The 21,297-nt window shown below is 64.5% G+C and carries 16 protein-coding genes and 1 pseudogene; 9 read left to right on the top strand and 8 right to left on the bottom strand.

Annotated elements, in window-relative coordinates:
• Positions 1 to 684 precede the first annotated feature (684 nt).
• Together F3Y30_RS01135 and F3Y30_RS01130 are read left to right on the top strand one after the other, a co-directional pair.
• Positions 685 to 3,131: pseudogene (locus F3Y30_RS01135) on the top strand (arylsulfatase).
• Positions 3,132 to 3,246: 115 nt separating this feature from the next.
• A complete protein-coding gene (locus F3Y30_RS01130; protein ID WP_203424767.1) occupies positions 3,247 to 3,594 on the top strand; it encodes a hypothetical protein in 348 nt (115 codons plus the stop codon).
• A gap of 47 nt (positions 3,595 to 3,641) precedes the next feature.
• Here F3Y30_RS01130 and F3Y30_RS01125 read toward each other — a convergent pair whose 3' ends face one another.
• Positions 3,642 to 3,860 carry a DUF1127 domain-containing protein gene (locus F3Y30_RS01125; protein WP_203424766.1) on the bottom strand — a complete coding sequence of 73 codons (219 nt, stop codon included), beginning with the start codon at positions 3,858 to 3,860 and terminating at the stop codon, positions 3,642 to 3,644.
• 155 nt (positions 3,861 to 4,015) lie between these two features.
• Between F3Y30_RS01125 and F3Y30_RS01120 the strand changes: the two genes are divergently transcribed.
• The gene (locus F3Y30_RS01120) at positions 4,016 to 4,897 is read left to right on the top strand and encodes a LysR family transcriptional regulator (RefSeq protein ID WP_203424765.1); all 882 of its coding nucleotides are present in this window, start codon (positions 4,016 to 4,018) and stop codon (positions 4,895 to 4,897) included.
• A 49-nt stretch (positions 4,898 to 4,946) separates the two neighbouring features.
• Here the strand turns inward: F3Y30_RS01120 and F3Y30_RS01115 are convergent, their stop codons facing one another.
• From F3Y30_RS01115 to F3Y30_RS01090, 6 genes are all read right to left on the bottom strand, one after another.
• Entirely contained in the window at positions 4,947 to 5,348 is a 402-nt protein-coding gene (locus F3Y30_RS01115; protein WP_203424764.1) for a DoxX family protein, read from the bottom strand.
• Between the two features lie 10 nt (positions 5,349 to 5,358).
• The gene (locus F3Y30_RS01110; RefSeq protein WP_203424763.1) at positions 5,359 to 6,087 is read right to left on the bottom strand and encodes a L,D-transpeptidase; all 729 of its coding nucleotides are present in this window, start codon (positions 6,085 to 6,087) and stop codon (positions 5,359 to 5,361) included.
• 250 nt (positions 6,088 to 6,337) lie between these two features.
• On the bottom strand, positions 6,338 to 6,766 hold the full coding sequence (locus tag F3Y30_RS01105; protein ID WP_203424762.1) for an SRPBCC domain-containing protein: 429 nt from the start codon (positions 6,764 to 6,766) through the stop codon (positions 6,338 to 6,340).
• Positions 6,753 to 7,094, bottom strand: coding sequence for a metalloregulator ArsR/SmtB family transcription factor (locus F3Y30_RS01100; RefSeq protein WP_203424761.1), 342 nt, complete (start codon positions 7,092 to 7,094; stop codon positions 6,753 to 6,755). Before F3Y30_RS01100 ends, F3Y30_RS01105 begins: the two co-directional genes overlap by 14 nt.
• Positions 7,095 to 7,314: 220 nt before the next feature.
• Positions 7,315 to 8,196: a LysR substrate-binding domain-containing protein gene (locus F3Y30_RS01095; RefSeq protein ID WP_203424760.1), complete on the bottom strand. Its 882-nt coding sequence runs from the start codon at positions 8,194 to 8,196 to the stop codon at positions 7,315 to 7,317.
• A gap of 333 nt (positions 8,197 to 8,529) precedes the next feature.
• Positions 8,530 to 9,141 carry an HD domain-containing protein gene (locus F3Y30_RS01090; RefSeq protein WP_203424759.1) on the bottom strand — a complete coding sequence of 204 codons (612 nt, stop codon included), beginning with the start codon at positions 9,139 to 9,141 and terminating at the stop codon, positions 8,530 to 8,532.
• Positions 9,142 to 9,355: 214 nt separating this feature from the next.
• Between F3Y30_RS01090 and F3Y30_RS01085 the strand changes: the two genes are divergently transcribed.
• From F3Y30_RS01085 to clpB, 6 genes are all read left to right on the top strand, one after another.
• Entirely contained in the window at positions 9,356 to 10,630 is a 1,275-nt protein-coding gene (locus F3Y30_RS01085) for an aspartate kinase (RefSeq protein WP_203424758.1), read from the top strand.
• An 81-nt stretch (positions 10,631 to 10,711) separates the two neighbouring features.
• Positions 10,712 to 12,979, top strand: coding sequence for a phosphoenolpyruvate--protein phosphotransferase (gene ptsP, locus F3Y30_RS01080; protein ID WP_203424757.1), 2,268 nt, complete (start codon positions 10,712 to 10,714; stop codon positions 12,977 to 12,979).
• A gap of 22 nt (positions 12,980 to 13,001) precedes the next feature.
• Entirely contained in the window at positions 13,002 to 14,081 is a 1,080-nt protein-coding gene (gene prfA / locus F3Y30_RS01075) for a peptide chain release factor 1 (protein ID WP_203424756.1), read from the top strand.
• Positions 14,078 to 14,956: a peptide chain release factor N(5)-glutamine methyltransferase gene (gene prmC, locus F3Y30_RS01070; protein ID WP_203424755.1), complete on the top strand. Its 879-nt coding sequence runs from the start codon at positions 14,078 to 14,080 to the stop codon at positions 14,954 to 14,956. Before prfA ends, prmC begins: the two co-directional genes overlap by 4 nt.
• A gap of 331 nt (positions 14,957 to 15,287) precedes the next feature.
• Positions 15,288 to 15,947, top strand: a complete 660-nt coding sequence (locus F3Y30_RS01065) for a DUF4167 domain-containing protein (RefSeq protein ID WP_203424754.1) — start codon at positions 15,288 to 15,290, stop codon at positions 15,945 to 15,947.
• Positions 15,948 to 16,279: 332 nt separating this feature from the next.
• A complete protein-coding gene (gene clpB, locus F3Y30_RS01060; protein WP_203424753.1) occupies positions 16,280 to 18,886 on the top strand; it encodes an ATP-dependent chaperone ClpB in 2,607 nt (868 codons plus the stop codon).
• Between the two features lie 216 nt (positions 18,887 to 19,102).
• Here the strand turns inward: clpB and F3Y30_RS01055 are convergent, their stop codons facing one another.
• Positions 19,103 to 21,058 carry a M23 family metallopeptidase gene (locus tag F3Y30_RS01055; protein ID WP_203424752.1) on the bottom strand — a complete coding sequence of 652 codons (1,956 nt, stop codon included), beginning with the start codon at positions 21,056 to 21,058 and terminating at the stop codon, positions 19,103 to 19,105.
• Positions 21,059 to 21,297: the final 239 nt, after the last annotated feature.

The raw sequence follows: 21,297 nt of genomic DNA, 5'->3' as shown, positions 1-21,297 counted from the left end.
CAATGACACGCGACGTGCCCCGCTTCGGTGTCTTTTCCCGGGCAACTCCGGCTTCTCTGCGCGGATACCGGCACCTTTCCAGGGTGGGCTCACCGGCCCCCTCCTTTCGGAGTGGCCCCGTGGCGCGCACGAAAGTCGGGGTTGCGGGCCTTTCCGAACCCGGATCGGCTTCAGGCAATCCCGGCCAGTCGCCGGTCCATTCATATGTGCCGCACAGGCACGCCCCGTCCGGACGCATGGGCGGCCAGTCGAGGGGGAAACCATTTTCTGCCCGGGCCCCGGCAACCGGCGTGCGTTTTCGCCGAACCGCAGGGGCACCGGTCCCGCCTCGCCGGCAACGCTCATCCGGTGTATCCGATGGCGGGACGCAAGGATTCTAGGCACGCGGATGCGAGCCGGGGAAAAATGGCGGCAGATTCCGCCCGGGCATATCGCCCAACAACCTGATTTCATTGCCGGTATCGGCCGACCGCCTTTCGCATCACTCCCCGTTTGCCGATCGATCGCTAGCGGAAGGACAGTTGCCACAATGGCGCGGCCGCGAGTTGCCTTCCGTCGAGCCCGCTGAGCAGCTTCGCGACAAAGCGCAGGGTTGCGAAGGTTGCCGCTGCGACGGAATTATTGTATTTTAGGCATGCGTAAAATACTAACGCGTTCCCACATTTGATCGGAGGATCTGCTGCCATGAGGATAGGTCGCAGCATTCTTGCGGGCGCAGGCTTTTTCGCGCTGAGCTGCGCCTTCGCATGGGGGCAACAGGTGACCGGTGTGCTTGGCACACCCGAGGCCACGACCACGGTGGAGGGCGGACAACTGCCCGGACCGACGCCGAAATTCGGCGGGGTCATCGAACAGAAGGCATCGGATTCGCGGCCATGGTGGGCTCCGCGCATCGTGCCTCCGAAGGGTGCTCCCAACGTGCTGCTCATCATGACCGACGATCAGGGTTTCGGCGCACCGAGCACGTTCGGCGGCGTCATCCCGACGCCGGCCATGGACCGTGTCGCCAGCCAGGGCCTGCGCTTCACCAACTTCCATTCCACATCGCTTTGCTCGCCGTCCCGCGCGGCGCTGATTACCGGCCGAAATCATCATTCGGTCGGTTTTGGCGTGGTCGGCGAAATCGCGACGGGCTATCCGGGATATGATTCCATCATCCCCATCGAGAAGGGGACGATCGGCACGATCCTGAAGGAGAACGGATATGCCACGTCGTGGTTCGGCAAGAACCACAACACGCCATCCTACCAGGCGAGCCAGGCCGGGCCGTTCCATCAGTGGCCGACGGGAATGGGGTTCGAATATTTCTACGGGTTCGTCGGCGGCGATGCCAGCCAATGGCAACCGAACCTCTTCCGCAACACGACCGCCATCTATCCCTTCGAAGGAAATCCGAGCTGGAACCTCGAAACGGCCATGGCCGACGAGGCAATCCAGTACATCAAGCAATTGAGCGAGGTTGCCCCGGCAAGCCCTGGCTCGTCTACTACGTGCCCGGCGCCACGCACGCGCCGCACCATCCGACGCCGGAATGGGTGAAGAAGATCAGCGACATGCATCTCTTCGACGAGGGCTGGAACAAGCTGCGCGAAATGATATTCGCCAACCAGAAGCGGCTTGGCATCATGCCCGAAAACGCCAAGCTGACACCATGGCCGAAAGGGTTGCCCGAGTGGGACACGCTCGGCATCGAAGAGAAGAAACTGTTCATCAGGCAGGCGGATGTCTACGGCGCCTATCTCGCCTACGCCGACCACGAGATCGGCAGGGTCATCCAGGCGGTGGAGGACTTCGGGCAGCTCGACAATACCCTGATCATCTATATCGGCGGTGACAACGGCGCGAGCGCCGAAGGCATGCTGAACGGCACGCCGAACGAATTCACCACCTTCAACGGCGTGTCCGTTCCGGTGAAAGACCAGTACCTCTGGTATCCCTTCTGGGGATCGGAGCGAACATTCCCACACTTTGCCGCCGGCTGGGCCTGGGCGATGGATACGCCCTTCAAGTGGGTGAAACAGGTTCCATCGCACTTCGGGGGAACCGCACAGGGCATGGTGATGTCCTGGCCGGGCCACATCAACGACGCGGGCGGCATTCGCCGACAGTTCCACCACTTCATCGACGTCGTGCCGACCATCCTCGAGGCCGCAGGCATTTCCCAGCCGGATACGATCGACGGCATCAAGCAGGAGCCGATCGAAGGCGTCAGCATGATGTATGCGTGGGACAAGGCGAAGGCCGACGCCCCGACGCAGCACAAGACGCAGTATTTCGAGATGCTGGGCAACCGCGCGATCTATCACGACGGATGGGTTGCGGCGACGACGCCCGCGACACTTCCGTGGGAACTGAGCACCAAGACGCCCCCGGACGTGATCACCGGCTACAACTGGGAACTCTACAACGTCGACGAGGATCCGACGCAGTTCACGGACCTTGCCGCCAAGATGCCCGACAAGCTCAAGGAGATGCAGGACCTCTTCTACGCTGAGGCGAAGCGTTACAACGTGCTGCCGCTCGACAACTCCACGCTCGCGCGCTGGAACACGCCGCGGCCGAGCCTGACCGCGGGGCGGACAGAGTTCACCTATTCGGGAGAATTGAGCGGCGTACCGGCAAGTGCAGCGCCCAGTACGCTCAACAAATCCTACACGATCACGGCCGAGGTCGAGATACCCGAGGGCGGCGCCGAGGGCATGATCGTCACCGAAGGCGGGCGTTTCGGCGGCTATGGTCTCTTCCTCAGCAAGGGAGACTTCGGCATCGGCCGCGGCAAGGTCGTCTTCCTCTACAATCTTCTCGACCTCAAGCGGACGATGTGGGAGGGGCCGGAACTCGAACCGGGCAAGCATACGATCGTGTTCGACTTCAAGTCGGATGGAAAGGGACTTGGCGCGGGTGGCACGGGTGTCCTGTCGGTTGACGGCAAGGAGGTCGCCAAGAACACCATCGATCACGGCATCCCGGTTACGTTCCCGGAGGATGAGAGCTTCGACGTCGGTCTCGACACACGCACGGGCGTCGCGCTTCTGGAGTACCGCTACGAGTCGCCGTTCCGCTTCACCGGCAAGATCGACAAGTTGACGTTCGCGCTGGAGCCGCAACCCGAGGCCAAGACCGCGCCCTGAAAACGCGTCGCGGCGAACGTGAGCCGCTACGCTTGGCGCCCGCCCCTCATGCATGCCGCTTGAGCGATGAACAGGCGCGACGAACAGACTGACAGCAAGGACGGTGACCCGACCGATGAAGCCTGTCCTCTACATCGCGGCTGCAGGCGAGATCGCCACGGGCCTCGCCCTGCTGGTTGCTCCATCGCTGGTGGGGCAGTTGCTGCTTGGCGAAGCCCTGGCCGGTACAGGGATACCGACTGCTCGCGTCGCGGGACTTGCGCTGATCGCGGTGGGGCTGGCCTGCTGGAGAAATTCCGCTCTCCTCGGCATGCTGTTCTACAGCGTCGTCGTCACGCTCTATCTTGGCTATCTCGGCCTCGGCGGCGAATTTGCGGGCGTCCTTCTGTGGCCCGCTGTCGTGCTCCATGCCGTGCTGTCCGTCCTGCTTGCGCGTGTCTGGCTCAGCAGCGAAACCGGGTGAAGCGAGTGGCTTTCCCGGGGAAAGTTCTTCCGGACGAGCAAGGCGCCCTAGTCCCAGAACCATGATCGTTCGGCTTCGCGTCTCGCCTCGGCGCGGGTGATGCCGATATCGTTCAGCTGGTCGTCGGACATCTCGGAAAGGGCCCGCCGGCTGCGCCGTTTCCACAGATGGCGGGCGAACCCGTCCGCGAGGCGCGCCATCCACTTCGCGAAGAGACGTTGGCCTCGATGCCCGAGGGCCGGCGCGTTTTCGATATCAGCCGTCATGCCAGATCTCCCCTTGTGCCATTCGTTACCGGCCGTCCCGGGCCATCTGCCGTTTCGAGGGAAGGCCTTCGACCTGCGCCGGTGAGGAGACTTTGAGCTGGCGGGTTTGCAAAAGGAAGCTTATGGAAATTATGCGAACCATAAGGATTCCTTCTATGTACAATCTCGACCAGCTTGCCGCCTTCGTCAGCGTGGTCGAACTCGGCACGTTCACTGCGGCGGCGGAAAAGGCCGGCCTGACGCAGCCTGCGGTGAGCCTGCAGGTCAAGCTCCTCGAGCAACGCCTGGGCGTTCGCCTGATCGAGCGTGTCGGGCGTCGGGCGCAGGCGTCCCCGGCGGGCATCGAGCTTCTGGTGCACGCCAGGCGGATCCTCGACGAGTGCGCCGCCGCGGAGGAGGCAATGGCGCCTTACCGGGACGGCACCGCCGGCCGGGTGCGGATCGGCAGCGGAGGAACGGCCTCGATCCACCTTTTGCCGCGCGCAATTTCTGCCGCCAGGAAACGCATGCCCGGACTGGAGGTCACCGTCACGATCGGAAACACGGACGACGTGTTGCGCCATCTGGAGGCGAACAGGCTCGACATCGCCGTCGTCACGCTGCCGGCGCCCGGCCGGGCATTCGAGGTCGAGCCCTTCTACGAAGACGAGCTTCTGGCGGTCGCGCCGAGGGATGCGGTCATGCCGGAGGGTGGCCCCGATGCGCGGTATCTTGCGGAGGCTGTCGAAGTCCTGATGCTCTACGAGGGCGGCAATACGCGCGTGGCGACGGACCAATGGATGGAGGCCGCGGGCCAGCGCGCGCGACCTGCGATGGAGTTCGGCAGCGTCGAGGCGATCAAGGAGCTGGTGGCGGCCGGCCTCGGCTGGTCGATCCTGCCGTCACTGGCCCTGAAACGCGAGCGGGCGGGCTATCTTGCGACCTCGCCGCTGAAACCCCGGCTCGTTCGACAGCTGGGAATGGTCATGAGGCGCGACAAGCACCTGACGCGCGGGTTGCGCGAGATCATGAAAAGCCTGCGCGGCTTCGGCACGTGAAGCGGGAGGGGGCCGCAACGCGCTCCTGCGATTGCGACCGGCGGTTCTCTCAGGTTCGGGCCTGTTTGCCGCCCATTTGTCCGTCGAGGCTGATCGGGCCAGCGCCGGCGACGGCCAGGTAGAGGAAGATGAAGCAGAAGAGGATGGCCGCGACCCCGCCGTTCTGCGCGGGATAGAAGCCCTGGGGCGCATGGCGCAGGAAATAGGCGAAGGCCATGACGCCGGACAGCACGAAGGCGGCAGGGCGGGTCTTCAGTCCGACGAGCACCAGAAGCCCGAGGACGAGCTCGAAGAGGCCCGCGATCCAGGGAAGCGATCCGACCGGCGGTACGCTCTCGGCGGCTGGGAACCGCAGGATCTTCTGCGTGCCGTAGCTGAAGATCACGAGGCCCGTCACGATGCGCAGGACGGAGAGAAGATAGGGCTGGAGCGCGGCGAGGCGGCTGGGCATGGAATTCCCTTCAGAACGCCTGGTAGACAGGCTGGGCAGGCTGCTGGCGGACGACGATCCGGGCGTGGTAGGGCACGCGGGCGTAGAGATCGATGACGTCCTGGTTGATCAGGCGAACGCAGCCGGACGACACGGCCTGGCCGATCGACTGCCATTCCGGGCTTCCATGCAGGCGATAGAGCGTGTCCTTGCCGTCCTGGAAGATGTAGAGGGCGCGGGCGCCGAGCGGATTTTCGAGACCTGGCTCCATGCCGCCGTTGGAGATCGAATACTTTGCGAGCTCCGGCCGGCGCGCCACCATTTCATCCGGCGGCTTCCAGCGCGGCCAGTGCTGGCGCCAGTGGATGGTGCCTTCGCCTTCCCAGGCGAATCCTTCCTTGCCGATGCCGACGCCGTAGCGCATTGCCGTGCCGCCCGGCTCGACGAGGTAGAGAAACCTTCCGGGGGTATCGACGACGACCGTGCCAGGCTGTTCGCCGGTCGGATCCATCACGCGCTGGCGATAGTATCTCGGGTCGATCTGCTGGTAGGGCACCGGCGGGATCAGGACGCCATCGTCCTCGACGGGGCCGTACATGAGGTCGAGGTCTTCAGTCGAGGGAACGACGATCGGCCGGCGGGCGACCTGGGGCAAGGGCGCGCGACCGATTCCGTAGGTGGTGCAGCCTGTGAGAGCAGCAGTCGTCGAAACTGCGCCGAGGAGCAGTGTGCGCCGTGATAGATGGGACCTTGCAGACATCGATGCGGACTTCTTGGGCAAAACCGGACAGGAACAGTCCTACCGCCGCGGCCGGAATTCGCAAGCCCGAACCGTCATCACATCTTCGGCATCCTGCCCGCACTGCCGCGGGAGGAGGGGCGGAATGCCGGACGGGAGGCATCCCGCGGGCTTGCCTGAAGCGCGATGCGATACGAGGGACCGGTGCGCGCTTCAGGTCGTCTCATGTCTCGCTCCGCCGGAGCGGGCAACCCCTTTCGGGAGACGTGCCCTAGGCGAAGGATGTCTCGAGATTGTCCAGGATCGTGGTCCAGCCCTTGATGTGGCCGAGCCGCGCATCCTCGCTGCGGAACTTCACCTGCTTCAGTGTCACTTCGGTCGTCTGGGCATCGAGTTCCGCCAGATCGATCGTCACGACGCTGTCGTCGAGCGAGTGGGGCGATTCCCAGGTGAAGGCCAGATGCGAATGGGGATCGATCTCGAGGTAGGTGCCGGAGTGGGGGATTTCCCGTTCGGCGGTCACCATCACGATCTGGAACCGCCCGCCCTTGACCGGGTCGGTGCTGACCCTGGAGGGCTCGATGCAATCTGCGATGGGGCGCATGAATTTTGCCAGCATTTCCGGCGAAAGCCAGGCATTGAACACTTTCTCGCGCGGGGCGGCGATCTTGCGGCTGACTGTCAGTTCAAGCTCGGTCATCACTTTCCTCCTTCGGAACCAGTAGGTTTTCCAGCGCTGCGAGGCGCAGTTCCCAGATCGACTTCAGCTGCGCGAACCAGCGCTCTGTCAGGGCCAGCGGTTCGAGCTCCGCCGCGATGAAATGCTCGCGGCCCAAAGTCCTGCGGGTGACGAGGCCTGCCTCCTCCAGCACCTTGATATGCTTGGAGACGGAATTCAGGGACATGTCGAAATGGGCGGCGAGCGCCGTCACCCTCAACGCTCCCTCCTGAACGAGAAGCGTCAGGATCTGTCGCCGCGTGGTATCGCCGGCGGCCTTCAGAATTCGTGACAGGGCATCTTCGTCCATTTGTTCACCCATATGGTTGAATATAGAAAATTCGATTAATAGTCAACCGTATGGGTGAATATTAATGAAGGAGGGAGAGGCGGGCGCCGCGCGGGAACCCACATCAATTTTCGACCCTGTCAGCAGTCGGCGGAGGTGAACGAGGCTCCGCTGTCCGCATGGATGCCACGCCCACCGTGGCCTGAACTCCCCCGGGGAGGGGCAACGAGGACGCGGTTCCCTAGCCAGCACTTCCATCTGCGGGCCGGAGCGGGGCGAAGGCGCTGCGCAACATCTCGGCGAGGCGATCGGCCGCGGGGCTCGCGCGGCGGGGATTGCGCCTCAGCACCACGCGTGACGTGTCAATCGGCGGGAACCCGTCCTCGGCCGTCAGTTCGCGCGCATTGGGCGGGATGTTGCTGCGCGCGAGCGGCGCGATCGCCAGCCCGGCGGAGACGGCGGACCTCAGGCCACTGCTCGTGTCAGAGCTGTAGGCGATCCGATAGGAGATGCCGTGGCGGTCCAGCGATCGGATGGCGAAGTCGCGGCACCAGCTTGAGTTCCAGTAGACCGCGACGGGAACGGGGTTGCGCAGGTGGCTTCCGTGGAGGTCCGCCGTGACCCAGACGGTCGGGTCGAGGGCGAGGATCTCGCCGGAGGTCGCGTGGTCCCAGTCGAAGATGACAGCGAGATCCAGTTCGTCGCGGTCGAGCGCTGCGAGCTGCTGGGAGGAATAGCCGCACCGGACCGTCACCTCCGTCCGGGGGTTGCGTTCCGCGAAGGCGGCGAGCGCCCGCGGCAGGATGGTCTCGGTATATTCCTCGGGAATGCCGACACGGACAGCGCCTTCGAGCGGGCTCGTCCGCATGGCGCCGGCGGCCTCGTCGACAAGCCCGACGATGCGCCGGGCGTAGGGAAGCAGCCGGCTTCCTTCCTCCGTCAGCGCGACGCCGCGCGCGCCTCTCGCGAAGAGCGGGCTCGAGACGATTTCTTCCAGGCGCCGGACCTGCATGCTGACGGCCGACTGCGTGCGGCCGAGGGCGTTTGCGGCGCGGGTGACGTTCCCGGTTTCGGCCACAACGAGGAAGGTTCGCAGTAGTTCGCTTTCGAGGGGAAAATCCATTCGAGCAATCGTTTTTCCTGATGGCTGGCATCATGACTATTCGTTTGTCGAATGTCTATCGCTGGAGGATGATTCCGACGGATGAACGGAGGAATGCCCTCATGGAATGGGCGGAATCAACACGACGGATCTGGACGCGGCTGTTCACGCTGTGGTGCGACCATCGGCAGGCGGCGGCGGAGCGGCAAGCACTTTCCATGATCGTGCTGCGTGGGAACAATCACCTGCTCCTCGACGCCGGCCTCTCGCGCGCAGAGGCCGAGCGGCTGCTCGGTTCCGGCCTATCGAGTGGCATTCAGCGCAAGCCAACGATGCGGGACGCGAGGCCGCACGCTATGAGCCGGGCGGTCCCTGATCCTCAGCGCGCTTCCGGGTGGCTTCGTCCACCAGCGACCGGATTTCGCGCAGCAGCGGATGGCGATCGGTGTGCTGCAGCCCGTAGGTCAGGTTGAAGTCGTAGTCGAAGCCCGCGGGATTGTCGCCGATCGTGTGCTGCAGCATCGTCTCCAGCTTGTCGAAGCCCTTGGCGAAGATCGCCTCCGGGGAGGCGGCCGCGCTGTACTCGTCCCAGAGGTCGAGGATTTCCGCCGAGAGGTCGGCGGGCAGGGGCGCGCAAAGGGCTGAAAGATCCGCCCGCTCGCGTGCGGCGCGCCCGTCGTCGAGGCCCTGGTGGATCGCCGGGACGTCTCCGGAAATCGCCTCGCCGAGATCATGCACGATGCAGAGCTTTAGAAGGCGGTGCTGGTCGCAGCCGGAAAGTTCGCGGCCGAACATCATCACCATGAGGCAGAGGCGCCATGTGTGCTCGGCGGTGCTTTCGCGCCGACCCCTGGAGGTGGTGCCGCTGCGAAGCGTGTCCTTCAGTCCTTCCGCCGCCTGAATGAAATCCAGGATTCCCTTCAGCCGATCCAACCCGATCTGCGGCCGCCCGCCATCTGCAGACATCGCTCTCCCTTTCCACTTCCCAGCCGGAACGCCATCCGTTCCCCGGCGGCAAGATCCGCGCCACCATAGCCACGCCGCGTCTTTCGCGGCAATTCCCGCACAGCGCCAAGGCAGGCCACATGCCGCTCGCCATTGCACGCCGCGTCCTCTTCCGCTATGAGACGCCGCGACCTCTTCCCGCGCTCGCGCGAACATTCAGTACCGGTAGATATCCATGGCACGCATCGTGATGAAATTCGGCGGAACCTCCGTCGCAGATCTGGACCGTATCCACAATGTGGCGCGCCATGTGAAACGCGAGGTCGATGCGGGCCACGAAGTGGCCGTCGTCGTTTCCGCCATGTCGGGCAAGACCAACGAGCTCGTCGCCTGGGTTCAGGGTATGCCGAAGGCTACCGGCGCCAGCTCGCCCTTCTACGACGCGCGCGAATACGACGCCATCGTCGCCTCGGGCGAGCAGGTGACCTCCGGGCTGCTCGCCATCGCGCTGCAGTCGATGGGCATCAATGCCCGGTCCTGGCAGGGCTGGCAGATCGCCATCAAGACCGACAACGCCCACGGCGCCGCGCGCATCATGGACATCGACGGTTCGGAAATCATCCGCCGCATGGGCGAGGGCCAGGTGGCCGTGGTCGCCGGCTTCCAGGGCATCGGCCCGGACAACCGCATTGCGACGCTCGGCCGGGGCGGCTCGGACACCTCCGCCGTCGCCATCGCCGCTGCGGTGAAGGCGGACCGCTGCGACATCTACACGGACGTCGACGGCGTCTACACGACCGATCCGCGCATCGAGCCGAAGGCGCGCCGCCTCAAGAAGATCGCCTTCGAGGAAATGCTGGAGATGGCATCCCTCGGCGCCAAGGTGCTGCAGGTGCGCTCGGTCGAGCTCGCGATGGTGCACAAGGTGCGCACCTTCGTCCGTTCCAGTTTCGTAGACCCCGATGCGCCGGGCATGGGCGATCTGATGAACCCGCCCGGCACGCTGATTTGTGATGAGGATGAAATCGTGGAACAGGAAGTCGTAACCGGCATCGCCTATGCCAAGGATGAAGCGCAGATCTCGCTCCGCCGCGTCGCCGACCGGCCGGGCGTCTCGGCCGCGATCTTCGGCCCGCTCGCAGAGGCCCATATCAACGTCGACATGATCGTGCAGAACATCTCGGAGGACGGCTCCAAGACCGACATGACCTTCACGGTCCCCTCGGGTGACGTCGACAAGGCCCTGAAGGTGCTCGAGACCGCCAAGGAAAAGGTCGGCTGCGACGTGATCCAGCACGAAGCGGGCCTGGTCAAGGTTTCGGTCATCGGCATCGGCATGCGCAGCCATGCGGGCGTTGCAGCGTCGGCCTTCCGCGCGCTTGCCGAAAAGGGCATCAACATCCGGGCAATCACCACCTCCGAGATCAAGATATCCATTCTTATCGACGGTCCTTATGCTGAACTCGCGGTCAGGACTTTGCATTCCGTCTACGGTCTCGATAAGAAGTGATTCACCGTTAGTTTCGCGCCGCTTATCAGCCGGCGTCGAAGGGCACGGTTGGTATCGTCATTTTCGGGGAGACGTTGCGTGATGAGAGACCTCTCCGCAGGTCCGCGTGTCCTTCTCAAGCGGCTGCGCGAACTGATGGCGGAGCCGCTCGAGCCGCAGGAGCGGCTTGACCAGATCGTACGCCAGATCGCGCAGAACATGGTGGCGGAGGTGTGCTCCGTCTACGTGCTGCGTTCCGACGGAGTCCTCGAGCTCTATGCTACCGAGGGCCTCAATCCGGGCGCCGTCCACCTTGCGCAACTGAAGATGGGCCAAGGTCTTGTCGGTACCATTGCCGCCAGCGCCCGCCCGCTCAACCTCTCCGACGCCCAGTCGCACCCCGCCTTCACCTATCTCCCGGAAACGGGCGAGGAGATCTACCACTCCTTCCTCGGCGTGCCGATCCTGCGCACCGGCCGCGCGCTCGGCGTTCTCGTCGTGCAGAACAAGGCCAGCCGGACCTACCGCGAGGACGAGGTCGAGGCGCTCGAGACGACGGCGATGGTGATCGCCGAAATGGTCGCGACGGGCGAACTGAAGAAGATCACCAAGCCCGGCCTCGAACTCGACCTGTCGCGCCCCGTCACCATCGAGGGCAGCGGCTTCAACGAAGGCATCGGCCTCGGATATGTGGTGCTCCACGAGCCGCGCATCGTCGTCACCAATCTGCTCAACGAGGACTCCGAACACGAACTGGGCCGGCTTGCCGAAGCGCTGGGGTCGCTCCGGATCTCGATCGACGACATGCTCTCCAGGCGCGACGTCTCGATGGAGGGCGAGCATCGCGAGGTGCTCGAGACCTACCGGATGTTCGCGCATGATCGCGGCTGGGTGCGCAAGCTCGAGGAAGCGATCCGCAACGGCCTGACGGCGGAAGCGGCCGTCGAGCGGGTGCAGAGCGAGACCAAGGCGCGGATGATCCGGCTGACGGACCCGTACCTGCGCGAGCGGATGCACGATTTCGACGACCTCGCCAATCGCCTGCTACGGCAGCTGACCGGTTATGGCGCCAAGCTGTCTGCCAATGCGTTTCCGAACGACGCGATCATCGTGGCGCGGGCCATGGGGGCCGCCGAGCTGCTCGACTATCCGCGCCAGAACGTGCGCGGGCTGGTCCTCGAAGAAGGCGCCGTCACCAGCCATGTGGTGATCGTCGCGCGCGCCATGGGCATTCCCGTCGTCGGGCAGTCGGCCGGTGCCGTGGCGCTTGCGGAAAACGGCGATCCGGTGATCATCGACGGCGACGACGCGCTGGTCCACCTTCGTCCCGTGCAGGATCTCCAGCGCTCCTACGAGGAAAAGGTGCGATTCCGCGCCCGCCGGCAGGAGCAGTACCGAGCATTGCGCGCGGTCGAGCCGGTGACGAAGGACGGCAAGGCGATCAACGTGCAGATGAATGCCGGGCTGATCGTCGACCTGCCGCACCTGACCGAATCGGGCGCCTCGGGCATTGGCCTGTTCCGCACCGAGCTGCAGTTCATGATCGCCTCGACGATGCCGAAGGCGGAAGAGCAGGAAGCCTTCTACCGCAGCGTCCTGAAGCAGGCGGCCGGCCGGCCGGTGACGTTCCGCACGCTCGATATCGGCGGCGACAAGGTCGTTCCCTATTTCCGTGCCGACGAGGAAGAGAACCCCGCGCTCGGTTGGCGCGCCATCAGGTTGTCGCTCGACCGGCCGGGCCTGCTGCGCACCCAGCTTCGCGCCATGCTGCGCGCGACGGCGGGCGCCGAGCTTCGCCTGATGCTGCCGATGGTGACCGAGGTCTCCGAGCTGAGAGAAGTGCGCGAGCTTCTGCAAAAGGAAATCCAGCGCCAGTCCAAGATCGGCGAGCAATTGCCGCGAAAACTGCAGTTCGGCGCCATGCTCGAAGTGCCGGCGCTGCTCTGGCAGCTCGACGAGCTGATGGCGGAGGTGGACTTCGTCTCGGTCGGATCGAACGACCTGTTCCAGTTCGCGATGGCGGTCGACCGCGGCAACGCCCGGGTGTCCGACCGTTTCGACCCGCTCGGCCGGCCTTTCCTCAGGATCCTGCGCGACATCGTCAGGGCGGGAGAGCGCAACGATACGCAGGTGACGCTCTGCGGCGAACTGGCGGGCAAGCCGATTTCCGCGATGGCCCTGCTCGGCATCGGCTTCCGTTCCGTTTCGATGGCACCGACCTCGATCGGCCCGGTCAAATCGATGCTGCTCGCGCTCGACGTCGAAAAGCTCGCCGGAGTACTGAACCCGGCGCTCGACGATACCAAGTCGATCGGGTCCCTGCGCCCCATGCTGACGGACTTTGCCGCCGAGCATGGCGTGCCCCTTTGAATTCATAGTACTGGAGTGACCGGTGGCGAAGCTTCCCGTTGACAAGATGCGCGAACTCGAGCGCCGCTTCGGCGAGATCGAGGCCCGCATGTCCGCGGGGCCGGATTCCGAGACCTATGTGCGCCTCGCCTCGGAATATTCCGAGCTCCAGCCGGTCGTCGCAAAAATCCGCGAGCACGACAAGACCGTCGCCGAGATAGACGACCTCGAGACGCTGCTTGCCGACAAGGCGACCGACCGCGAGATGCGCGACCTCGCCGAAATGGAACTGCCGGACCTCAGGCGCAGGCTCGAGGGGCTGGAGCAGGACATGCAGATCCTGCTGCTGCCGAAGGACGCGGCGGACGAAAAGAGCGCCATCCTCGAAATACGCGCCGGTACCGGCGGCTCCGAAGCCGCGCTCTTTGCGGGCGATCTCTTCCGCATGTACGAGCGCTTCGCGGCGGCGAACGGCTGGAAGGTCGAGGTGCTTTCGGTGAGCGAAGGTGAGGCCGGCGGCTACAAGGAAATCATCGCGACCGTTTCGGGGCGCGGGGTGTTTGCCAAGCTGAAGTTCGAATCGGGCGTGCACCGGGTGCAGCGGGTTCCGGAGACGGAGGCGAGCGGGCGCATCCATACCTCGGCCGCCACCGTCGCCGTGTTGCCGGAGGCCGAGGAGATCGACATCGAGATCCGTCCCGAGGACATCCGGATCGACACGATGCGCTCGTCGGGCGCGGGCGGACAGCACGTCAACACCACCGACTCGGCCGTGCGCATCACGCACTTGCCGACAGGGATCGTCGTCACCAGCTCCGAGAAGTCGCAGCACCAGAACCGCGCCAAGGCGATGCAGGTCCTGCGCGCACGGCTCTTCGACATGGAGCGCAGCCGCGCCGACAGCGAACGTTCCGCCTCGCGAAAGAGCCAGGTCGGCTCCGGCGACCGCTCCGAACGCATCCGGACCTACAACTTTCCCCAGGGCCGCGTGACGGACCACCGGATCAACCTTACGCTCTACAAGCTCGACAGGATGATGATGGGCGAAATCGACGAAGTGGTGGACGCCCTTTTGGCCGACTACCAGGCCGGACAGCTGGCGCAGCTCGGCGAACAGGGATGATGAAGGGTGACGGGTCGCTTTCGGCGGCGCTGACAGATGCGCGCCTCAGGTTCCAGCGGGCAGGAATAGACGATCCGGCCCGCGAGGCCCGTCTCCTGATCGGCGGCCTTCTCGGTCTCGACGCCATCGCCTTCATCACGGGCGGATCGAACAAGCTCAGCGAAGACGAGGCGCGAAAGGTGGAGGACGGCGTTTTAAGGCGTCTCGCGCACGAGCCCGTCTACAGGATTCTCGGCTGGCGACCCTTCTGCGGGCTGACGCTTTCGCTTTCCGCCGGAACGCTCGAACCCCGGCCCGATACCGAGATCATCGTGGACGAACTCATCCCCTTCGCGCGCGGGATCGTCGAGGCGACGGGCGGGTGCCGGATCCTCGATCTCGGCACGGGTACGGGGGCGATCTGCCTTGCGCTGCTCGACAGCGTGCCCGGCACCAGCGGCGTCGGCGCGGATCTTTCCGAGGACGCCCTTGAAACGGCGCGCCGCAATGCCGATCTAAACAATTTGAGAGACCGTTTCGAGGCGGTCAGGAGCGACTGGTTCGAGGCCCTAACCGGCACTTTCGACATCATCGTCTCCAACCCGCCCTACATCGCATCCGCCGTGGTAGAGACCCTCTCGGAAGAGGTGAAGCGCCACGATCCCAGACTCGCGCTCGATGGTGGCGAGGACGGGCTGGATGCCTACCGGTCGATCGCCGCAGAAGCCAAGAGCTTCCTCAGAAGCAACGGCGTGCTTGCCTTCGAGATCGGCTACGACCAGAAGGCGGGGGTGATCGACATACTGGCGCAGAACGGTTTCGCGTTGTGCGCCAGCGCCCGGGATTTGGGCGGAAACGACCGTTGCCTGGTCTTTCGCACAGTCGTAACTTCCTGAAATTGCTGCGCGGACGTGGGTTCTTGTCGCAGCACGAAGAAAAGGCTTGGAATCACCGAGGAAGCGGGCTAGGTTGCGATTACGCACCAGGCAAGAGGTCATACAACAAAGATTCGTTCTGGTATGGCCCGATCGCGAGGGTTGCTCTCACAGAAGAGTTGCTAGGGTTGAAGACTGCCTTGTGCGGGTACCTGTTAATTTGACGTCTTACGGCGGCAGGGCCACCTACCAGCGTGGTTTCCTCGCTGATGAGGATTGCTTGATCCGGCGCGATCCGATCAGGCGCGCAGACACATGATCATCGAGACAAGATACTTTGGGTGAGCGGAATATGAGGCCAGGACAGCAAAACAAGCGCGGCCGTGGGCGTAACAACAACAACAGCAACAACAATAACAACAATAACAACGGCCACCGGAAGGGCGGCAATCCTCTGACCCGGACCTACGACAGCTCCGGACCGGACGTGAAGATCAGAGGCACTGCCCAGCACATTGCGGAAAAGTATGCAGCACTCGCTCGCGACGCCCAGAGCTCTGGCGACCGGGTGATTGCCGAGAACTACCTGCAGCACGCGGAGCACTACAACCGCATCATCGCAGCCGCACAGGCGCAGATGCAGGATCGCTTCCAGCGCGATGAGCGCAGCGAATTCAACGACCGGAACGATTTCAACGATCGCGACGGCTTCGAGCGCGACGGGGACGATATGGACGCGCCCGTCCAGGAGCAGCCCCAGGTCGTGGCCGTCGCCGAACCCGTCATCGACGGAACCGGCCCGCAGCCGGTGATCGAGGGAACGCCCGCGGAAGTGTCGCTCGAAGAGGAAACGCCCGGTGCGGCAGGTGCCGCCCGCGCGCCGTCTCGCCGACGCAGCGCCCCCCGCGCCCGCCGTCCTCGCCGTGGCGAAGGCAAGCAGGGTGAGGAAGGCCAGGACGCAGCGCCGGCCGAAGGCGGCGACGCCCCCGTTCTGGAAGCCGCCTCCGAGTAAGGCGCGTCTTCATCGTCAGGAATGCAAGGAAAGCCCGGCCATGCCGGGCTTTTCGCGTCTACAGCCTTGCGCTGGCGCGGCCGGACGGGCGATGCCTTCGGCCCGTCCTTTGGTCGCGGGTAAACGGGTGGCCGGGATCACCGCCCGATTTCGTCACGCATCGGAAGACCGCGCTCTTTAATTCCGAAAAACCTTCCCCCATATTCACCTCCGATGGTTGATCGCGCGCAATGCCGAGCGACCGATAAGAATGACAGGCTCGCCTGATCGGGAGCCTGATCCTGAACCTTCGTCCGGTGCCTCATGGGCCGGCCGAGCTATGGAGGTAGAAAATGAACATAGAGAAATATTCCGAGCGGGTGCGCGGCTTCCTGCAATCCGCCCAGACGTACGCGCTTGCCGAAGGGCATCCCCAGTTCACGCCGGAGCATGTGCTGAAGGTGCTGCTCGACGACGACCAGGGCATGGCCTCGTCCCTCATCGAGCGGGCCGGCGGCAACGCCAAGGAAGCGCGGCTGGCAAACGACGCGGCACTGGCGAAGCTTCCCAAGGTTTCCGGCGGCAACGGACAGGTCTACCTGTCGCAGCCGCTCGCCAAGGTTTTCACCACGGCCGAGGAGGCCGCCAAGAAGGCGGGTGACAGCTTCGTCACCGTCGAACGGCTGCTCCTGGCGCTCGCGATCGAGAAATCCGCCGCGACCTCGACCATTCTCGAGAAGGCAGGCGTGACGCCGGCCAAGCTCAACCAGGTCATCAACGATATCCGCAAGGGACGCACGGCCGATTCGTCGAATGCCGAGCAGGGTTTCGACGCGCTCAAGAAATATGCGCGCGACCTGACCGCGGAAGCCCGCGAGGGCAGGCTCGATCCGGTCATCGGCCGTGACGACGAGATCCGCCGTACCATCCAGGTACTGTCGCGCAGGACCAAGAACAACCCGGTCCTGATCGGCGAGCCCGGCGTCGGCAAGACCGCGATCGCCGAAGGCCTGGCGCTCCGGATCGTCAACGGCGACGTGCCGGAAAGCCTCAAGGACAAGAAGCTGATGGCGCTCGACATGGGCGCGCTCATCGCCGGCGCGAAATATCGCGGCGAGTTCGAGGAGCGGCTGAAGGCGGTGCTGTCCGAAGTCCAGTCCGAGAGCGGCGAGATCATCCTCTTCATCGACGAGATGCACACGCTGGTCGGTGCCGGCAAGGCGGACGGGGCGATGGATGCCTCGAACCTCCTGAAACCCGCGCTTGCCCGCGGCGAGCTGCATTGCGTCGGCGCGACCACGCTCGACGAATACCGCAAGCATGTCGAGAAGGATGCGGCGCTCGCCCGGCGCTTCCAGCCCGTCATGGTCGAGGAGCCGACAGTCGAGGATACGATCTCGATCCTGCGCGGACTGAAGGAAAAGTACGAGCAGCACCACAAGGTCCGCATCGCCGATGCGGCACTCGTGGCGGCCGCGACGCTCTCCAACCGCTACATCACCGACCGCTTCCTGCCGGACAAGGCGATCGACCTCATGGACGAGGCGGCCTCGCGGCTGCGCATGCAGGTCGATTCCAAGCCCGAGGAACTGGACGAACTCGACCGGCGAATCATCCAGCTGAAGATCGAGCGCGAGGCCCTGAAGAAGGAAACCGACCGCGCCTCGCAGGACCGGCTGGAGAAGCTCGAGCTCGACCTCGCCTCGCTCGAAGAGCAGGCGGCGGCGCTGACCGCGCGCTGGCAGGCTGAAAAGCAGAAGCTTGGACTGGCCGCCGACCTCAAGAAGCAGCTCGACGACGCCCGCAACGAACTGGCGATCGTCCAGCGCAAGGGTGAGTTCCAGCGGGCGGGCGAGCTTGCCTATGGCGTCATCCCGAAGCTGGAAAAGGAGCTCGAAGACGCGGAAAACCGCGATTCGGCAGACATCGACCCGATGGTGCAGGAAGTCGTCACGGCCGACAACATCGCCCAGGTCGTCTCGCGCTGGACCGGGATACCGGTCGACAAGATGCTGGAAGGTGAACGCGACAAGCTCTTGCGCATGGAAGACGAGCTGGCCAGATGGGTGGTCGGGCAGGGTGATGCGGTCCAGGCCGTGTCGCGCGCCGTCCGCCGCTCGCGCGCCGGCCTCCAGGATCCGAACCGGCCGATCGGCTCGTTCATGTTCCTCGGGCCGACCGGCGTCGGCAAGACGGAACTGACCAAGGCGCTCGCCCGCTTCCTCTTCGACGACGAGACGGCGATCCAGCGCGTGGACATGTCGGAATACATGGAGAAGCACTCGGTGGCCCGGCTGATCGGCGCGCCTCCCGGCTATGTCGGCTACGAGGAGGGCGGTGCGCTGACGGAATCCGTCCGCCGCAGGCCTTACCAGGTCGTGCTGTTCGACGAGATCGAAAAGGCGCATCCGGACGTCTTCAACGTGCTGCTCCAGGTGCTGGACGATGGCAGGTTGACGGACGGCCAGGGCCGCACGGTCGACTTCAAGAACACCATGATCATCATGACCTCGAACCTTGGGGCCGAATACCTGACCCAGCTCGCCGAGGGCGAGGACAGCGAAAAGGTCCGAAGCGAGGTGATGGACGTGGTGAAGTCCCACTTCCGGCCCGAGTTCCTGAACCGGATCGACGAGATCATCCTGTTCCATCGACTGCGGCGTTCGGAGATGGGCGCGATCGTCAACATCCAGCTGGAACGGCTGCGCAAGCTGCTCACCGACCGCAAGATCGTCATCGAGCTCGACGAGGAGGCGATCCACTGGCTGGCTGACAAAGGCTACGATCCCGTCTACGGCGCGCGGCCGCTGAAGCGGGCGATCCAGAAGTACCTGCAGGATCCGCTTGCCGAGAAGATCCTTGCCGGAAACATTCCGGACGGTTCGCTGGTCAAGATCACCTCGGGTTCGGACCGGCTGCTGTTCTCGGCACGGCCGGCAACAAGCAAGGCGGCGGCGTAAACGTCCCCATCATGACAATGCTGAAGGCGCGGATCGAATGGTCCGCGCCTTTTTCGCGCCCGGCTGGCCAGGACATCGGCCGAGACGCCGGCCAGGATGCGTATCGCGGCACGTCAGGTTCGCGGTCACGCCAGCTTATGATCCGTGTCGAAATTCGGGACAATGATCGGCCGCCCGGGAGCGTCGACCACGCGCGGTCTGCGAAAAGAGGAAGGTTCAGTCCTTGCGGGCGACTTCGGGCGCGTTCTCGTCACGGCCGAGGAGGTCGTCGATGCGGTGGCGTTCGATCTCGAACTGCGCGAGCGCCTTGCCCTCGAGCGATTTTCCGCCCGGCAGGCGCACCTTCATGGCGTCGACCTTGGTGCCGTTGACGATCAGCTCGTAGTGCAGGTGGGCGCCGGTCGAAAGGCCGGTCGAGCCGACATAGCCGATGACCTGGCCCTGCGTGACCTTCGCACCCTCGCGAACACCCTTGGCGATGGCGCTCTGGTGATTGTAGGACGAGACGTAGCCGTTGGCGTGACGGATCAGCGTCTGGTTGCCGTAGCTCGACGACCAGCCGGCCTCGAGCACCACGCCGTTGCCGGTCGCGATGATCGGCGTTCCGCGCGGGGCCGCCCAGTCGGTGCCGGTGTGCATGCGCGAGAAGGCGAGGATCGGATGGCGCCGCATGCCGAATCCCGAGCTCAGGCGGCCGTTCGGAACGGGATTGCGCAAGAGGAACTGCCGGATGCTCTTGCCGTTCTCGTCATAGTAGTCGACCGAGCCGTCCTCGCCGTTCTGGAAGCGGTAAACGCGGGTCTCCGTGTCGCCGAACTTGGCGTTGATGAAGAGAAGCTCGGAATCCTCGGTGGCCAGACCGGCGGTATCGGCGACGGAGAAGAACGCCTCGAGCGAATCGTTCGGTCGCAGCTGGGCCTGGAAGTCGACGTTGCTGGCAAGCACGCGGACCATCTCGCCGGTGAGCCGTGCCCCCATGCCGTAGGAGAGCGCTGCCCGATAGATGCCGTCATAGACGCGCGGCAGGTCGCGGCCGCTCATCATGCTCGGGCCATGGTCGTCGTCGAAAGCGGTCGCGACCGCATCGAGCGCCGGCGGCTCGGATCCGGCGACGAAGGCGCCGTCGTCGTCGAGCGCCACGGTCGCCAGGTGCCTGCCACGCTCGTAGACGCTGGCCCTGACGATGTTGGCTTCCTTGCCCTTCTGGATGATGCAGATGCGAAGCACGTCACCCTCGGCAACTTCCGTGCCGCCGATCACCTTCGAGAGATAGGCGGAGAGATCCTCGGCCTGCGCCTTGGTGTAGCCGTTCGCCGTCATCAGGGTGACGATGTCCTGCGTGCGGCGCACGGGGATCACGTCCTCGGCATATTCCGGGTCGTCCGGCGTCAGGCTGTCGAAGGTGGAGACGGTCATGTTCTCTTCGACGATGCGCGCCGTCAGTCCCTGAAGCAGGTCGAGGTCCGAGGCGTCGGAAGCGAAGCGCCGCGGGTCGACATAATAGAGGGAGGCGAGCTGCGTGCTTCCGTCGGTCAGCACGGAACCGTTGGTGCGGACATTCTCCTCGACCTCGTCGAGCGACATCTGGTCTGCGTAGTCGAGCGCCGAGCCGCCGGTCGGGAACTCGCCGGTCTTCAGCGCGACTTCCGATTCGACCTCCGAACCGTAGATCGTGCCCGTGCGGGAGACCGGCTGCTCGTCCGGAGCGGAGGAGGAAAAGATGGAGAGGGGGTCGAAGCGCGGATAGTCCTCGTTGACCACGTGGTTTGCGGCGAGCGCCATCTTCACCAGCGCGAAGGGCTGGCGTCGCACCACTTCCTTCTCGCCGTCATGGATCATGGTGGAAACCTCCATGATCTTCTTGTCCTCGGCCTTCGCAACGATGCTCGGCTCCACGATCCGCTCGCCGCGGGTCACGGTGCTTGCGGGTGGAACCCCGCGCCCGTGCGGCTCGAGCGAGGCATAGGCTTCGGCGGGAATGGCGAGCTGCTGCCTGCCGTCGAGGGCGGCAAAGAGAGCCACGCCCATGAGAATGGAAGATGTGATGCCGGTGAGGAACGTGCCCGAAAGCCAGCGAAGCGAAATCTCGCGTCGGTCGGGCGCACGCCTGCCGTCGGCCAATATAGGCGGTTCGCTCCCGAGCGATCGGATCAGGTTGCGGTCCGTCATCATGCCGATTGCGTTCTGTCCCTATAAAGATATGGCGCCGTCCAGCGGAGGCAAAGATGCGCATGTTCGTCCGCGCGAGTCAAATTCGAAGCGCCGCGCGACGCTGCTTCGACGCTTTTGCCCCCGCAATTGTGAATTTCTGAAGGCAGAACCGTGTTTAGAGGCGTTCTAACGGTGGATTGCGGGGTGTCACCACCCGCAACAGCCCGGAAAACCGTGATCCCGGAAAAAAGTTCAAGAAA

Source organism: Sinorhizobium sp. BG8 (assembly GCF_016864555.1).
Classification (GTDB): domain Bacteria; phylum Pseudomonadota; class Alphaproteobacteria; order Rhizobiales; family Rhizobiaceae; genus BG8.
The sequence above is the reverse complement of the archived record's forward strand: the minus strand, read 5'-3'. Positions and strand labels throughout refer to the sequence as shown.

Coding starts and splice junctions, on each gene's coding strand:
- F3Y30_RS01130 (WP_203424767.1), top strand. CDS start 3,247: ATGAAGCCTGTCCTCTACATCGCGGCTGCAGGCGAGATCGCCACGGGC.
- F3Y30_RS01125 (WP_203424766.1), bottom strand. CDS start 3,860: ATGACGGCTGATATCGAAAACGCGCCGGCCCTCGGGCATCGAGGCCAA.
- F3Y30_RS01120 (WP_203424765.1), top strand. CDS start 4,016: ATGTACAATCTCGACCAGCTTGCCGCCTTCGTCAGCGTGGTCGAACTC.
- F3Y30_RS01115 (WP_203424764.1), bottom strand. CDS start 5,348: ATGCCCAGCCGCCTCGCCGCGCTCCAGCCCTATCTTCTCTCCGTCCTG.
- F3Y30_RS01110 (WP_203424763.1), bottom strand. CDS start 6,087: ATGTCTGCAAGGTCCCATCTATCACGGCGCACACTGCTCCTCGGCGCA.
- F3Y30_RS01105 (WP_203424762.1), bottom strand. CDS start 6,766: ATGACCGAGCTTGAACTGACAGTCAGCCGCAAGATCGCCGCCCCGCGC.
- F3Y30_RS01100 (WP_203424761.1), bottom strand. CDS start 7,094: ATGGACGAAGATGCCCTGTCACGAATTCTGAAGGCCGCCGGCGATACC.
- F3Y30_RS01095 (WP_203424760.1), bottom strand. CDS start 8,196: ATGGATTTTCCCCTCGAAAGCGAACTACTGCGAACCTTCCTCGTTGTG.
- F3Y30_RS01090 (WP_203424759.1), bottom strand. CDS start 9,141: ATGTCTGCAGATGGCGGGCGGCCGCAGATCGGGTTGGATCGGCTGAAG.
- F3Y30_RS01085 (WP_203424758.1), top strand. CDS start 9,356: ATGGCACGCATCGTGATGAAATTCGGCGGAACCTCCGTCGCAGATCTG.
- ptsP (WP_203424757.1), top strand. CDS start 10,712: ATGAGAGACCTCTCCGCAGGTCCGCGTGTCCTTCTCAAGCGGCTGCGC.
- prmC (WP_203424755.1), top strand. CDS start 14,078: ATGATGAAGGGTGACGGGTCGCTTTCGGCGGCGCTGACAGATGCGCGC.
- F3Y30_RS01065 (WP_203424754.1), top strand. CDS start 15,288: ATGAGGCCAGGACAGCAAAACAAGCGCGGCCGTGGGCGTAACAACAAC.
- clpB (WP_203424753.1), top strand. CDS start 16,280: ATGAACATAGAGAAATATTCCGAGCGGGTGCGCGGCTTCCTGCAATCC.
- F3Y30_RS01055 (WP_203424752.1), bottom strand. CDS start 21,058: ATGATGACGGACCGCAACCTGATCCGATCGCTCGGGAGCGAACCGCCT.